Source organism: Paenibacillus sp. FSL H7-0716, assembly GCF_038002705.1.
Lineage (GTDB): Bacteria > Bacillota > Bacilli > Paenibacillales > Paenibacillaceae > Paenibacillus_AQ > Paenibacillus_AQ odorifer.
This window is the reverse complement of sequence record NZ_JBBODA010000004.1, coordinates 200,181-215,150: the sequence shown is the minus strand read 5'-3', so window position 1 is coordinate 215,150 and position 14,970 is coordinate 200,181. Positions and strand designations below refer to the sequence as shown.

General features: G+C 43.7%; 15 protein-coding genes. 4 read left to right on the top strand and 11 right to left on the bottom strand.

Going from position 1 to position 14,970, the window contains the following annotated elements:
- The first annotated feature begins 47 nt into the window (after nucleotides 1–47).
- Complete coding sequence (locus MHH60_RS07525) at nucleotides 48–890, top strand: aldo/keto reductase (RefSeq protein WP_076132743.1); 843 nt, start codon at nucleotides 48–50, stop codon at nucleotides 888–890.
- Nucleotides 891–894: 4 nt separating this feature from the next.
- On the opposite strand, the gene MHH60_RS07520 is transcribed toward MHH60_RS07525, so the two are convergent.
- The 4 genes from MHH60_RS07520 to rlmN all read right to left on the bottom strand — a co-directional run bounded on the left by MHH60_RS07520 (nucleotide 895) and on the right by rlmN (nucleotide 4,124).
- Entirely contained in the window at nucleotides 895–1,824 is a 930-nt protein-coding gene (locus MHH60_RS07520) for an AEC family transporter (protein WP_076132744.1), read from the bottom strand.
- 160 nt (nucleotides 1,825–1,984) lie between these two features.
- Nucleotides 1,985–2,464: a transcription elongation factor GreA gene (gene greA / locus MHH60_RS07515; RefSeq protein WP_036682220.1), complete on the bottom strand. Its 480-nt coding sequence runs from the start codon at nucleotides 2,462–2,464 to the stop codon at nucleotides 1,985–1,987.
- Between the two features lie 222 nt (nucleotides 2,465–2,686).
- Complete coding sequence (locus tag MHH60_RS07510) at nucleotides 2,687–2,974, bottom strand: DUF6509 family protein (RefSeq protein ID WP_036682221.1); 288 nt, start codon at nucleotides 2,972–2,974, stop codon at nucleotides 2,687–2,689.
- A gap of 79 nt (nucleotides 2,975–3,053) precedes the next feature.
- Nucleotides 3,054–4,124: a 23S rRNA (adenine(2503)-C(2))-methyltransferase RlmN gene (gene rlmN / locus MHH60_RS07505; RefSeq protein WP_076132747.1), complete on the bottom strand. Its 1,071-nt coding sequence runs from the start codon at nucleotides 4,122–4,124 to the stop codon at nucleotides 3,054–3,056.
- A 155-nt stretch (nucleotides 4,125–4,279) separates the two neighbouring features.
- Between rlmN and MHH60_RS07500 the strand changes: the two genes are divergently transcribed.
- Nucleotides 4,280–5,338 (top strand): endonuclease/exonuclease/phosphatase family protein, encoded by a 1,059-nt coding sequence (locus MHH60_RS07500; protein WP_076132748.1) that lies wholly within the window; start codon nucleotides 4,280–4,282, stop codon nucleotides 5,336–5,338.
- A 20-nt stretch (nucleotides 5,339–5,358) separates the two neighbouring features.
- Here the strand turns inward: MHH60_RS07500 and MHH60_RS07495 are convergent, their stop codons facing one another.
- The 4 genes from MHH60_RS07495 to MHH60_RS07480 all read right to left on the bottom strand — a co-directional run bounded on the left by MHH60_RS07495 (nucleotide 5,359) and on the right by MHH60_RS07480 (nucleotide 8,669).
- On the bottom strand, nucleotides 5,359–6,609 hold the full coding sequence (locus MHH60_RS07495) for a polysaccharide deacetylase family protein (RefSeq protein WP_076132750.1): 1,251 nt from the start codon (nucleotides 6,607–6,609) through the stop codon (nucleotides 5,359–5,361).
- Between the two features lie 5 nt (nucleotides 6,610–6,614).
- On the bottom strand, nucleotides 6,615–7,304 hold the full coding sequence (locus tag MHH60_RS07490; protein ID WP_239498760.1) for a hypothetical protein: 690 nt from the start codon (nucleotides 7,302–7,304) through the stop codon (nucleotides 6,615–6,617).
- 208 nt (nucleotides 7,305–7,512) lie between these two features.
- Nucleotides 7,513–8,178 carry a glycosyltransferase gene (locus MHH60_RS07485; protein WP_172628870.1) on the bottom strand — a complete coding sequence of 222 codons (666 nt, stop codon included), beginning with the start codon at nucleotides 8,176–8,178 and terminating at the stop codon, nucleotides 7,513–7,515.
- A gap of 134 nt (nucleotides 8,179–8,312) precedes the next feature.
- Nucleotides 8,313–8,669, bottom strand: a complete 357-nt coding sequence (locus tag MHH60_RS07480; protein ID WP_036682230.1) for a nucleotide excision repair endonuclease — start codon at nucleotides 8,667–8,669, stop codon at nucleotides 8,313–8,315.
- 255 nt (nucleotides 8,670–8,924) lie between these two features.
- Here MHH60_RS07480 and MHH60_RS07475 point away from each other — a divergent pair, with 255 nt between their 5' ends.
- Nucleotides 8,925–10,415, top strand: a complete 1,491-nt coding sequence (locus tag MHH60_RS07475; RefSeq protein ID WP_076132752.1) for a peptide MFS transporter — start codon at nucleotides 8,925–8,927, stop codon at nucleotides 10,413–10,415.
- A gap of 67 nt (nucleotides 10,416–10,482) precedes the next feature.
- Here the strand turns inward: MHH60_RS07475 and MHH60_RS07470 are convergent, their stop codons facing one another.
- The gene (locus MHH60_RS07470) at nucleotides 10,483–11,898 is read right to left on the bottom strand and encodes a hypothetical protein (protein WP_076132753.1); all 1,416 of its coding nucleotides are present in this window, start codon (nucleotides 11,896–11,898) and stop codon (nucleotides 10,483–10,485) included.
- Nucleotides 11,899–12,061: 163 nt separating this feature from the next.
- Nucleotides 12,062–12,814, bottom strand: coding sequence for an SDR family NAD(P)-dependent oxidoreductase (locus MHH60_RS07465; RefSeq protein WP_038573803.1), 753 nt, complete (start codon nucleotides 12,812–12,814; stop codon nucleotides 12,062–12,064).
- Between the two features lie 187 nt (nucleotides 12,815–13,001).
- Between MHH60_RS07465 and MHH60_RS07460 the strand changes: the two genes are divergently transcribed.
- Nucleotides 13,002–13,643: a TetR/AcrR family transcriptional regulator gene (locus MHH60_RS07460; RefSeq protein ID WP_076105092.1), complete on the top strand. Its 642-nt coding sequence runs from the start codon at nucleotides 13,002–13,004 to the stop codon at nucleotides 13,641–13,643.
- A gap of 123 nt (nucleotides 13,644–13,766) precedes the next feature.
- Here the strand turns inward: MHH60_RS07460 and MHH60_RS07455 are convergent, their stop codons facing one another.
- Complete coding sequence (locus tag MHH60_RS07455; RefSeq protein WP_076132755.1) at nucleotides 13,767–14,888, bottom strand: nitric oxide synthase oxygenase; 1,122 nt, start codon at nucleotides 14,886–14,888, stop codon at nucleotides 13,767–13,769.
- Nucleotides 14,889–14,970 lie beyond the last annotated feature (82 nt).

The window sequence follows — 14,970 nt, the reverse complement described above, 5'->3', positions numbered from 1 at the left end:
TTAACAACCCAAACAAACTTTTAAATATCTTAGGAGGTTACTTTATTATGGCTCAACATCTACAGGATACAACTACATTACACAACGGTGTAAATATGCCTTGGCTAGGGCTTGGCGTATTTAAAGTAGAAGAAGGCGCAGAACTGATACAAGCGATCAAGTCCGCTATTAAACACGGTTACCGCAGCATTGACACTGCCGCAATTTATGAGAATGAAACAGGCGTGGGACAAGCCATCCAAGAGGCTCTACAAGAGAACAACTTGTCCAGAGAAGAGCTTTTCGTAACCTCAAAGGTCTGGACCGCAGATATGGGCTACGAAGAGACCATCGCCGCCTACGAGACTAGCTTAGCTAAACTCGGACTTGAATACCTGGATTTGTACCTTATCCACTGGCCTGTAAAAGGAAAATATAAAGAGTCTTGGAGAGCGCTTGAAACGTTGTATAAAGAGGGCCGGGTAAAAGCCATTGGGGTCAGCAACTTCCAGATTCACCATCTTGAAGATGTACTGAAGGATACTGAGATTAAGCCTATGGTCAATCAAGTTGAATTACATCCTTATTTGAATCAGCAAGAGCTGCTAGACTTCTGCAAAGAGCAAGGAATCCAATTAGAAGCTTGGTCTCCATTAATGCAAGGTCAATTGTTCGATCAGCCTGTACTGAAAAAAATTGCCGCCAAACATGGCAAATCCGTCGCTCAAGTTATTGTCCGTTGGGACCTGCAACGTGGGATTATCACTATTCCTAAGTCTACTAAAGAACACCGGATCATCGAAAATGTAGACGTGTTTGATTTCAATTTATCTGACGAGGATATGACTCTAATTAACTCTCTCAACCAAGATCAACGGGTAGGTCCAGACCCAGATCATTTTGATTTCTAAGGGCTTACGCACCTTGCACTAACACTATAAGCACCGGCAACACGAGAAACGAAGCAAGCGTCGTCCACAAAATACATTTGGATACCAGCTCCGGTGAGGCATTAAAGCGCTCGGCTAACACTACGGCGTTGACGGCAACTGGCATAGAAGCCAAAATTAGCAGCACAGAGAACAAGGTCCCGGTAATTTGCAGGATCGATAATCCGAGGTAAGCCACTAGCGGCGCTAAGATTAATCGAATCGACATCCCTGTCCAAAAAGTAGACTGGCCCTTGCGTGCGGATGGCATGGTTCTCACTTTAACCATCTGTGCGCCAAGGATCGCCAGTACCACCGGCGAATATCCTCCAGCTACCAAGGCAACCCCTGTAGCCACCTCTGTAGGCAAATGCAGGCCAAAGATGCGGAGAAGAAGGGCCAACAGCGCTGCGTAAATGGCAGGAAGCGAAAAGACCGATTTCACTGCATTTTTTACCGAGAACTGAGATCTTGCTGCAAAATAAACGCCTATCGTATTCACGATAATCATCTGTCCGATCACATATACAGAGGCCTTATCGAGACCAAGCTGTCCGAAAGCTAGCAACACCAGCGGAAGTCCATAATTCACACTATTTGTAAACGTTGAAATCAAGGTCAGACCGGATACTTCGGATGGATCTAGCTTCAATAATTTGCCGACTATATTCGCAATCGCCCATAAAAAGATTAGATTCAGAAGCGAAAAGGCGAGCGTCTTATAAACATCATCCATGGATATCTCGGCAGTAGCCAATGTATTTAAAATAATTGCCGGCGTTAAAAAGTATAGATAAAGCGTCAATAACGGCTTCGTATCCAGATTCTTAAACCGCCCAAGTAGCGCACCCACGATCACAGGAATGGACAAAGGCACAATGACTTGGTATAACGTCGATAACACACTTTGGATCATGAATAGAACTACTCCTCTGCTGTAGGTTACTTCAAACTATAAGCGTAACAGCGCAGAACGTCTAAGATATGAAATCAATATACCTCATAGCCAAAACCTATCATGCCAACAAAAAAAGCTCCCAGCCCTTACAAAGGGTTGAGAGCTTTTCAATATATTGTTACATCATTTTGATCTCAAGCAACTCATATTTAATGATGCCCATCGGTGCATTTACACTAACAATATCGCCGACCTTTTTACCGAGCAATTCCTTGCCTAGCGGGCTTTCATAGGAAATCTTGTTATTAAGAACATCTGCTTCAGCAGCTCCAACAATTCTATATTCGATCTTCTCCGAATATTCGATGTCATTCAGAATAACAATACAACCCATACTAACCTTTGACAGATCCATTTGGCTCTCATCCACGATCTTGGCTTTGGTCAACATTTTCTCCAGAATCATAATACGAGTCTCCATGAACGATTGATCGTCCTTGGCCGAATGGTACTCACTATTTTCCTTCAAGTCTCCATAGCTGATCGCCAATTTAAGCCGTGCGGCCAATTCCTTACGCCCTGCGCCTTTCAATTCCTTCAGCTCTTCCTCTAATTGAGCCAACCCTTCTTTGGTCAAGAACACTTCTTCATTAGACATGTATACAACTCCTATTTTGGATGCTTTATAATATTTTAACCGATATATCCCAAACTTGCTAAAGATCTTACAAGAAGAAACAACATTGTCGTCCTTAAAGGACGACAACCGTTTCTCATAGAAATATAAAGATACTTTAAAGTACAAAACATATAAATGCTTATATTTTAAAAAAATCCCTGCCACAATTGAACATTGGGCAAGGAGGTCAATGCTGCTTAATTATTCTGGCAAATGCTCTTTACAAAAAAGGAGTAACGCTTCTTCCTCGTCCTCTTCCATATCGAAATCGAGCAGTTGACCTGAAGTTGTCTCCTGTAGATCATAACTTACGATGCTGACTTGATCTTCATCCACCTTAATAATCGCTCTAGCGGATACTCCGTTCTCTACATACAGCTCATCATCCTCTGGAACGTCCAGTTGAACGACAAATTCATACCGTTTACCGGTTAGTATACCAAAAGGATCTTTTACATTCTCCACATTGTAGCCCGTAAATGTCAACATAACTCAATCAACCTCTTTTCCTAATACCTGCCACGTCATTGTATCACAAAAAGTAACATATTGTTGTCGAGGTAGTCCGTCAAGCCATGGCTTTGGATTTCTTGATTTGTTTGCTTCGCAGCTGTCCGCAGGCAGCATCAATATCCACACCATGCTCCAGACGAGTGCTTACGCTGACACCCTGCTTCTTCAAGGTATCAAAAAAGGCCCGCACCGTCTCCCGCTCGCTTCTTTGATATTGGCTGTGTTCATCCACCGGGTTATAAGGAATCAAATTCACATTGACGAGCGGGCGTCGATCGCCAATCAGCTCGGCCAGTTCAAGCGCATGCTCTCTGCCGTCGTTTACATCCTTCATCAGAATGTATTCCAGCGTAATTCTCCGCTTGGTTTTCTCCAAATAATAATCTATAGACTCCATTAGCTTCTCTATTGGAATGGCCTTGTTAATCTTCATGATCTGCGTCCGCAGTTCATTATTAGGGGCATGTAAAGAAACCGCCAGGTTCACCTGCGTATTCGCATCCGCAAATTCAACGATTTTGTTAGCCAATCCGCTCGTTGATACGGTAATGCCTCTACCTGCAATTGCTAGTCCCTTGTGATCTTTGACAATCGCCAGGAAATCGAGCAAATTCTTGAAGTTATCAAATGGCTCGCCAATGCCCATCACTACGACGTGACTGACCTTTTGATCCAGGTTCGCCGCATCCAGATGCTGCTGGACCTTCATAATCTGCTCCACAATCTCTCCGCTGGAGAGATCCCTGCTCTTCGCCAACAGTCCACTCGCACAGAAGCTGCAGCCGATATTGCAGCCCACTTGCGTGGTTACACATACGGACAGACCGTATTTCTGTCTCATAAGCACTGTCTCGATCAGGTTGCCATCCTTTAGGCGGAACAGGAACTTAATCGTTCCATCCGCAGATTCCTGCTTCACATGTTCTTCCAAGGTATGAATGACAAAATTCTGCTCTAATATTTCTACACAATCTTTATTTACATCGAGCATTTCCGAAAAGTCTGTAATCCGCTTCCGATAAAGCCAATCCCAGACCTGCGTAGCCCGAAACTTTTTATGTCCACGTTCTAACAGCCATGCCGCCAGTTGATCAAAAGTTAATCCATAAATGGATTCTATATTCATTCGTTATCCTCTTTTCAAAACGTTAAAGTTCAGACCATCACTACTCATTGTCTCAAATTTTTTTTATTAAAACAAGGGGAGTTATTGGGTTGTGTCGAAGTTTACACCATTAAAGTCTGTTCTATGAACATGTATCTAAGGAGCGATGGAATCATATGGGTTCAACAAGAATAAAAGCAATCAGCCTCACCCTTCTAGCTGCCGTTCTAATCCTTGGCGGTTTTTTAGTGTATATTACCCTCACTGACTATAAACCACAGGAGATTACTACACTTACTGTAAACAATAATCCGCAGCAAGTAATGAAGCAAGGAGAGTCCTTTTCTGTAACCACCTTTAATATTGGCTACGCCGGGTTGGATAAAGGCCAAGATTTCTTTATGGATGGCGGAACAAAGTCACGCTCAAGCAGTAGAGAACAAACGAAGATAAACCTTGAGGCCGTAGCATCCCTTATGACAGCTACAGACTCGGACCTGTTCATGCTGCAGGAGGTCGACATCGATTCTTCCCGTAGCAACGGTATAGATGAAGTCTCTTACTTGTCGTATAAGTTCGCTGATTACAGCAATGTATTCGCGACCAACTACAAGGTACCTTGGGTACCGCTTCCTGTTCTTGATCCGATGGGCTCGGTGAACAGCGGTTTATTAACTTTATCCCGTTTTAACAGCACAAGTAATATTAGATATGATCTCCCGGGCAAAGAAACCTGGCCTCGCCAACAGTTTGATCTCGACCGTGCTTTTGTGGAGAGCCGATTCCCCGTTGATAACGGAAAAGAACTGATTCTAGTCAATCTTCATTTATCAGCCTTTGACCAAGGCGGAACGATTCGCAAACAGCAATTGGAGTATTTATCGGCTTATATCAAGAAGGAGAATGACAAAGGGAATTACCTCATCTTAGGGGGAGATTGGAACCATTCCCTTCCGGGTACAGCTCCTGATGCTTTCGAGACAACGCAGGATTGGCCGCAATGGCTGCAAGAATTCCCTGAACATTTTCAACAGGGCTTTCAGTGGGCTGTAGATGCCAAGGTACCCTCCGTCCGGACGCTCGATGTTGCCTATACAGAAGGTGTGAATTTCCGCGCAGTGATTGATGGTTTTCTAGTCTCACCAAACGTCAGCATAAGCGGCGTACAGGGTCATGAGTTATCCTTTGAACACAGTGATCACAACCCTGTAACAGCCACTTTTATTCTGCAATAACATGGATTCTCTGATTCTATTTAAAAAACAACAAATTTCAAGTTTTTCTCTTGGAAATACTTAATGATAGCAGGCAAAGCTTCTACAGTAATCTTCTTTTCGTGAAATAGATAGACTCCGCCGGACGGATCGGCATGATGAACATATTGAAGAATATCCTCTGGATTCTTGACGTTCCAATCCTCGGGATCACGATTCCACAATAATACCTTCATCTGCTGTTCCGTCACCTTGGCGGTTAACTTGTCATTGATCGCCCCATATGGCGGCCGAAAAATAGTAATCGGTGATTGTGTAATTTCCTCCAGCGCCTGATTAGTCTTCGCCAAGTTAATCCGGTTCTCCTCAACGCCATTAGCAGTCATTTTGCTATGATCCCACGAATGACTCCCAACCGACATCTTATGCTCATTAGCATACCTAACGGCTTCCGCATTATGAGCTACCTTATTCCCAATGAATAAAAAGGTGGCAGCCACCTTATGTTCTACTAGAATATCTACAATCTCTTTCGTATACTTTGACGGTCCATCATCAAATGACAAGGCAACGTAACCCTTCGGCAAACTATACAAAAATTCATTCTCGGGTAATTCATACTTTTCGTACGGTAATGTCTGTTCTTGAGGAGGGACTGAAGGTTCTGGTGTAGGCTCGGCTTGCTGGTTATGAACCGATATCGTCTGCGCAAGGGTAACGAACGGTACCGAAAGTAATGGCTCAGAGTCGGTCCCTAATACGGGTTCCTCCAGTGCTTCAGCGCTATCTACGAGTTGTCCATCCATTCGCAGAGGTAACACAAATATCAAACAAGCGAACATGAGACACAGCAGTGCAACCAGTCCAATTCGTTTGGTCTTCTTTCTGCTTATCCTATGCCCTGGTTCTGTAGAGGGAAGCATGGTCTGAACTACCCTCTCCTCTTCTACTTGAGGATAGTCCTGCTGCTTTAATTGAAGAAGTTGGGTTACATAATATTCCGAACAGGCAAAATACAATGTTTCGCTGTAAGCTCTGTTCATTATAATCAACGTGCTGTAGTAACTATTCCGAAACGGATCCCACTTCGGATACAGCGACAATCTCATTCTCCCTCCGGAAAAGGGACCTAGCGCCTTCAATTGTTCGTATGTAAATTCATCTATGGTGAGCTTGCTTCTTGCGTACCCAACATTACGGGTTAGACCTACCTCAATCTGATAACCGGCCTGTTCATGCTCAAGCGACAGTAACTCAATCATTAGAATGGTGTCCGGTTCCTTAGATGCCATGAATCCTATGTATCTCCGTTTCCATCATTTCGATCCGTCAGACTACTGCCACTCCCAAAAGGAACCGTCATCCGATTGGTGAAATCGCTGATCATACCCGAGAGATACGCCTTTTCTTGGCGAATCGTATCGTACTTTTGTTTTAGATGTGCATTCTCAATCTCAACCCGTCCGATTTTCTCTTCCAGATCATTCATCTTTTTGAGTTTCTCTGCATGGGCTTCGTTATGTTTTTGAATCAGATTTACATACTTTTGCTGCTCCAGCTCAATGGTACTCTTCAATTCCTCAATCTCAGCTGTGAGCGTAGTTTGAAGCTCCCGGTAATCCTCCAGCACTTGATCTACCTTCAAATTTCTCTCAATCAACTTATGCTCAAGCTCGCGGACATTCTTTTCTCTTTCCTCAATAACCTTATTGAGGTTCTTCATATCCCGGTTTAAGCGCTCCACATGACTGCTGGAATGGGTTAACCGATCCTGAAGTTCATTAATATTGGTCTCCGCATGTTGTCTGGCCTGAATAATCTGCTCTACGGAGAAGATCAAATCGAGTGATTTTTTATCAAGCTGAGCTTTGCCTGTAGTAACCAATCCAGCTAAAGTCTCGTCCGAGGTCTTTTCTTCTATTTCTTCGACCTGTTCATCTAATAATTGTACCTTTTGAACCATATCCGACTTGGATTGCTTATCCACTGAATCTTTCTTTTTAAAAAAGGGGGAAATCATCGATTTTATCACCTCAATTATAAAAAAATGTCAAAAAATGTCGAGTGCCCACGAGTCTATTATAGTTTACTTATCTTGTATGTAAGTGAGCCTTTATATCTAACTTTCTGAAATGCACCTAAAGACCTATTCTCTTCTGCAAAATAAAAAAAGCACCCCTTCGGGTGCTTTGATTTCAATTGAATTTATCGGGAAATTGTTTGATCAATCCCTCGGTTAAGATATCTGCGAACATGATCATATGCTCCAGCCCTTTATCAAATGCGACAATTTCGGCATCCCAATCCTTTTTAACTCTAGCTGTCACGTCATCAGTAATCAATTCCAGATGTTCATGAAGCATTTCCTTTAATTGTTCATAAGAATATTTGGGATTCTGGCTACTTAGGAACTTGGCAATGTCATCAGCGTTGGCATACCACTCTTTATTGTATTTTTCCACATCGGCCTGATTTCCAGCCTTTACAGCACCTAGAACTTTTCCGGCAATAAGAATATGCTCCCGCAATAATTGAGCCAGCTTATCTCCAACTGCCTCACCGTAATACGGTTTAAAGACATCCCCTATGTCCTGCTGATTCTGTAACAGCCTTGCCAGAACCTTATCCTTGTCCTCAGAATCTGCAAAGGCGCTAACAATGTAGTTCTTTGTCCAAACCACATGATCGATCCATAACTTCCTAAGATTATCCTTAAGCTCAATTACGGAGGGGGTTAAGCATTGCTTGTGGGAGCTCTTTTTCTCTTTAGCTGCTGCAGCATCGGCAATTGTAGGTGTAACACTTACAACCAGAAACATACACAATAAGGTTAGCTTCAACATCAAATACTTATTTTTCAATATGACCTATCTCCTTGTGAACAGTGATGGATTTGAATATCTTGTATATTGTGCACCATTACTTCCATTTCATTCGCAACTATTCTCAGAACACAAAAAAGCACCATCACATGGATGGTGCCTGGGTCTTACTTTTATCTAAACATCACTTTATCTACGTTGTATTTAGATTTCAGTTCATTAATGATATAGGTTTCGTAGATCTCTCTATGAACTGGACTTTCGATTAAACACACATCAATTCTGGTGACCTCGTCCCGATGTTGCTTGATGTCAGATACGGTGTCTTCAAAATGTTTTTTAATTCTTGGTCTTAGCTTTCTCGCTTTACCTACAAACAACAACTCATCCTGATCATTGTAGAACATAAAGATACCGCCGTAATCTCTCGGAATCAGGTGAAAGTCCGTAAATCCGTAAATATTGCTTAACTGCGGGTTAATTTGTTTAGTAATACTAACATCCGCTTTTGGAATCGTTATGTTGATCATTAGCTCACGTCCTCTTTCTATATAGGAGTAAATAGTATCATAAATCGCTAAGTAAGACCATTCAATCTGGCGCAGTCAAATAAATACAATAAAAGCAAGTTCGATTGATCTAATGGAAATATTACTAAAAAATATGGCATTATTCAAAACCTTCCTGCCCAAGGGTTGCGGTCTTAGACAGGAGAGGATTATAAATAAAATAGAGGCGTTTGCATCATGATATATAGATATTTGTCATCTAGGAGGATTTGATTCATGGCAGTAACAGACCGGCAAAAAATAGTAGATAGCGTCCCGCAAAAGGGTTTCTTCGGACATCCTAAGGGACTTTTCACCCTTTTCTTCACAGAATTTTGGGAGCGTTTCTCTTATTATGGCATGCGAGCTATCCTTGTCTACTACATGTATTATGAAGTGAGCCAAGGCGGTCTCGGATTACCTGAAGATATGGCACTTTCTATTATGTCTATCTATGGATCGCTTGTTTATATGTCAGGGATCATTGGAGGCTGGCTTGCGGATCGGCTCCTTGGGACTTCGAGGGCTGTTTTCTACGGCGGCGTTTTCATCATGTTCGGGCATATACTACTGGCTATTCCAGGCAATACCACATTGTTTTTTGCTTCGATGGTTTTAATCGTACTCGGAACGGGTCTACTGAAACCCAATGTTTCAAGTATTGTCGGCGAAATTTATAGCGAGCAGGATAACCGCCGTGACGCTGCCTTCAGCATTTTTTATATGGGCATCAACCTTGGAGGATTTCTCTCCCCACTAATTGTTGGCGCAGTAGGCATGAATAATTTCCATCTAGGTTTCTCGATTGCCGCAGTCGGAATGTTTATTGGACTAGTCGTTTATATTATGACTCGCACAAAAAACCTGGGTCTGGCCGGTACGATTGTACACAACCCTATTCCTGCAGATCAGAAGAAAAAAATCTTTACTTGGATTGGTGTAGGATTAGTTGTACTTGCGATTTTGATTACAATCGGTATTCTTACCGGAGTGCTTACCTTTGAAACATTAATAAAAATAGTAGGGGTGTTAGGCTTACTTATTCCTACGATGTATTTCATTATGATGTACCGCAGTCCCAAAACAACAGCCGTTGAACGGTCAAGAATTCTTGCATACATTCCTTTATTTATCGCATCGATTATGTTCTGGGCGATTCAAGAGCAGACTTCCACAGTTCTAGCTAGTTTTGCTGATAAACGGACCCAATTGGATTTTGCAGGCTTACACATTTCTCCTGCTTGGTTCCAATCGCTTAACCCGCTGTTTATTATCACTCTTGCACCTATATTTGCCTGGTTGTGGTTAAAGCTCGGTAACCGTCAACCCTCGATTCCGCAAAAGTTCTCGCTTGGTTTATTGTTTGCCGGTTTATCCTTCCTGGTGATTCTAGTACCTGCTTATTTCGGTGGAGCTAATTCACTTGTGAATCCATTATGGCTGGTACTCAGCTATTTTATCATTGTAATCGGGGAGTTATGCTTGTCCCCTGTGGGCTTATCAGCTACGACCAAACTGGCACCGGCGGCTTTTACCGCTCAAATGATGAGTATGTGGTTCCTATCGAATGCCGCTGCCCAAGCAATTAATGCTCAGATTGTGAAGTTCTATACCCCGGATACCGAAATGATGTACTTTGGAGTAATTGGTGGAGTGGCCCTTATCCTTGCGCTTATCCTCTTCCTATTCTCTTCCAAAATTCAGAATTTCATGAAAGGGATACATTAAAGACATCCAAAGGCTGCCAGAGATCTTCTCGGCAGCCTTTTTTTGGTTTCCTATAGTTATCCAACCTCTACACCAGAAACATGGCGACAATCGTCGTGACTACCAGCCCAATGAGTACAGGCTTAACATTCCGTCTCGCCAGCTCAAAGGGGCTTACTCCGCAAATAGCAGCCGCCGGAATCAATGCCCACGGAATCAGTGTGCCTCCACCCACCCAAATGGCAGCTACCTGCCCCAGCGCAGTTAAAGTCGCCGCATCGGAATGTGTGGCCACCGCAAACAATTTGCCAATAGACCCGGCAAGTGAAATGCCCGAGAACCCTGAACCATCTAGGCCTGTAATGGCTCCGGTTATAGTTGCGGTCACAGCACCCACTGCGCCGTTCAGAGGAACGTTATGTGCTAGAGCGACCCCTAGATCATTTACAATCCCCTGAGATGCGGCGGGCAGCACTTTGCCGAATAATTCAGCAAACGCTGAATCCCCCAGATAGAAAAAAGCGGCAATCGGTATCACAGGACCAAATACTTTGAAGCCAAACGTAAGTCCATCGATCAGATAAGAAGTTACTTGCTCCAACCCTTTATTACGATGTGCCAACAAGGTTACTACAACCAGAATGAACACCGCTGTTCCACCAACTAAGGCAGTTGCATCTCCCCCCTGCAAATCGAGCAGGAACATGCCTGCTACATCAGCTAAAAACAGAATGGGAATGGCGATAGCCAGCCATTGTTTCAATGCTGGATGAATCACCGCTGGATCTTCTGCCGTATCATTCTCTGCAGATAACGCACTCACGGCACTTTTCCCGGCAATAAGCCCGTCTCGCCAAGTTCCCTTCTTCTGATCTCTGCGCATCATCCAATACGCCGTTATCGTAGTCACCACGCCCATAACAATTACAAGCGGAACACTCGCCTCCATGACACTGGTCACTGGAAGTCCGGCCGCATCTGCTGTTAGTTTAGGTGCACCTTGAATAATGTAATCACCTGAGAGCGCAATCCCGTGGCCAAATAAATTCATTGCCATCGCCGCTCCAAGAGCCGGCAGTCCCACTCGAATGGCAACCGGCAGCAGCACAACCCCGATCAAGGCCACTGCAGGTGAAGGCCAAAAGAACCATGAGGTGACCATCATAATCAGACCGATCCCCCAAAAGGCTATGAACGGTGTGCGCAAAAAGCGGGTAAGTGGAGCAACCATGATCTCGTTAATCCCCGTGCGTGTTAATACCCGGCTCATGGCTACTATGATCGAAATAATCATGATCGTACCCATTAGCTCCTTGGTTGCATATACAAAAGAGTTGAATACACCTGTGACTGAACCACTGACGGTCTCCGTGGCTAACCACCCAAGTACAAAGATGCCCGCAATACAGATCATCGTTGTGTCCCGTCTCTTGATCAGAAGTGCCATTATAAATACGATAAATGCCAGATATACATAATGGAGCGCTGTTAACTGGATGCCCATCTCTGCACCACACCCTTCTCCTACTATCCGAGTGCTATATGGTATGCAGGGGTGTAGGCTAAAGTTCGGTAGAAATGGGCTTAAAACAGCAAAAGAAGCCATCCCGTGCGTAGAGAAAATCTACGTATGGGACGGCTTCTTAATGTTTCTTAATTAGAGACTATTATTTAGCTACAACTCCGCCATCAACCGGCAGCTCAACACCTGTAATGTAAGAAGCTTCATCAGAAGCCAAGAACAATACAGCTTCAGCTACTTCAGAAGCACGACCAACACGTGGCAGCGCAGTCTGAGACATAAAGAAGCTATGCATTTTTTCGTTATTTACAAATTCAGCACTCATTGGGGTTTCGATAAATCCTGGGTGAACAGAGTTCACACGAATGTTATCTTTACCAAAGTCTACAGCTGCTGCTTTACTTAGCATACGAACTGCACCTTTAGAAGCTGTATAAGCACCAGCACCGCTGCTGCCAGTCAAACCTGCGATGGATGAAATATTAACGATGGAACCACCTTTATTGTTCTTCATTTGAGGAACAACATGCTTCATGCCAAGGAATACGCTGCTCACGTTGATGTTCATTACTTTGTTCCATTGATCAACAGTGGATTCGAGCAATTGAACCGGGAATGAGATCCCTGCATTGTTTACCAAAATATCGATTTTCCCGAACTTGCTAATCACATCTTCTACAACCTTGATCCAGTCTTCTTCGGAAGCCACATTATGTGCATAAGCTGCTGCTTGTCCACCATTTGCTTCAATTTCCTTCACAACTGCTTGTACGGCAGCCTCGTTAATATCAGTTGCTACAACTGTAGCACCCTCTTTGGACAATAAAAGGGCTTCTTCACGGCCCATACCGCTGCCTGCACCTGTAATAATTGCTACTTTATTAGTTAGACGATTCATAATTAGGTCTCCTCTATAATCGTATTGTGATATAATATTTGAGTGATGATAGTCACACTATCACTGTGATATACATCATATCATTTTTACAAAAGAACTACAACCACTCCTTGCTTAATCCAATAAACGGTGGATATAATACTAATAATTGAAAATCCCAATCAAAAAATGGAAGGGTCTAGCCCTCATGAATCCTAAAACACGATACGAAAAAGAAAGATCCGATGGTAAACAGCAACGATTAATTACGATCCTCGAATCCGCAGAACGAGTATTATCACAAAAAGGAATCGAAAAGTCGACGATGCAAGATGTCGCAAGCGAAGCCAATATCGGGATTGCGACGTTATTTCGCTATTTTCCCAGAAAAGAAAAACTCGTAGTGGCTGTAGCCACCCGAATGCTGGAGCCTATGCTCGATCATTTTAAATACGTAGCGGACTTGCCCCTTACTTGTCTTGAACAAATCGAGAAATTATTTGATTTCTTTATTCAGGATCAGAATCATCTAAGTATTATTTTTATGGTCAATTTCGAAAGCTACGCCTCACACTCAAGTGAGCCTGTTGAGGATGTTCTAAGTTTCAATGCACTCAACCGCAAAATTTGGCATGAATACTCCAGGATCATTCAAAATGGGGTAGAAGACGGTTCTATTCGTGCGGGTCTCCCCGTAAAAGAGACCTTAATTACGCTCATGAATAGCTTTGCCCTCTTTTCCAGAAAACTAACGATGAAAAAAAACATTCTCCTGCTGGAATCGGATCTAGACTCCGACGATCAGCTTGAGCTGCTTAAACAAATTTTTCTGGATCATTTAAAAGCCTAAAAAGCGCCAGTTTCCTTAGGAGGGGAACTTGGCGCTTTTTCTATAGTCAAACAAAAAGAGACATTTCCGAGGAAAATGCCTCTATCCAGACTCAAGTTGCGACCTATATACTGCCTTCGTCAGCTAGTGAAATGGGCAGGTTGCGACGGGTGATTGTTGATAAAGAAAACGAGGGCTGAAATCATATTCTTTTAACGTACGATCATGCCAAATCGGTGTAGACGAAGGTGACATAGGCGGAATCAGCCAGGACCAGCGTCCTGAGACTTTACGCCCCTGCTCGTTCTCCTGTTGCTGGAATCGAACAAATTGATCTGCTGCTGTATGGTGATCCACGATGCTGACCCCTGCTTGCTTGAAGGAGTGCAGCACTGCGCGATTCAGCTCAAGAAGCGCCCGATCCTTCCAAAGCGTTGTGTTGCTGGAGCGATCCAGTCCCATCACATCAGCTATAGCTGGCAAAGTGTTGTATCGTCCAGTATCCCCCAAGTTACGCGAGCCGATTTCAGTCTCCATGTACCAACCGTTAAAAGGAGCAGCCGTGTACAGAATACCGCCAATTTCCAACTGCATGTCCGTGATAATGGGTACAGAATACCAACGGAGCTGAAGCTCAGCAAAACGTTCAATTTCAGGATGTGTTAACGGTACCTCCTGAATGAAGTGATCAGGAATAGGGAAAACGCAGGGATGACCGTTGCCAATACTGATCACTAACGGCAATACATCATAATCGCCACCCGTTCCTTGCCAACCTAGTTGCTGGCATATTTTTGTGAATTCATCCGATGCCGGATCGCCAGCGCGTCCGTGTTCTTCATCGCCAGGATACCCGGCATAACGAATCAATTGGTGGTTCCAGATCCTAATCCGCTGATTCGGATCTTCTCCGCTGCGGAAGACCGTGATGAGTGAACGAATACGTCCTCCGTTGTTCGCCTTTTCCAGATGTCGCAGCAACGCTTCAGCAACTTGTTCCTCAGTCTCTGCTTGGCGTTCATCGATTAACTCAATGGATTGCCAAAAAAGACGCCCAATGCAGCGGCTATTGTGGCGCCAGGCCATTCTTGCACCATGCGCTAATTCTTCCGTTGTATGTGTGTAACTGCCTGATTGGTTAATTTCCTCATGTACGGCTAGGATGCGATGATCCGTCTCGGCTTCAGACTTGTCTAGTTCAGCGTAACATTGTCGAATGAAAGCTTCCGCCTGCCGGGTTAATTCTTCGATGTGCTTGCCATCCATATCCCTTATCCCCCATCTAAACCCTTGCTTAAACTCTCAATCCAGTATAACATCCCTCTTCCTATGCCACATCTTTCAGGGA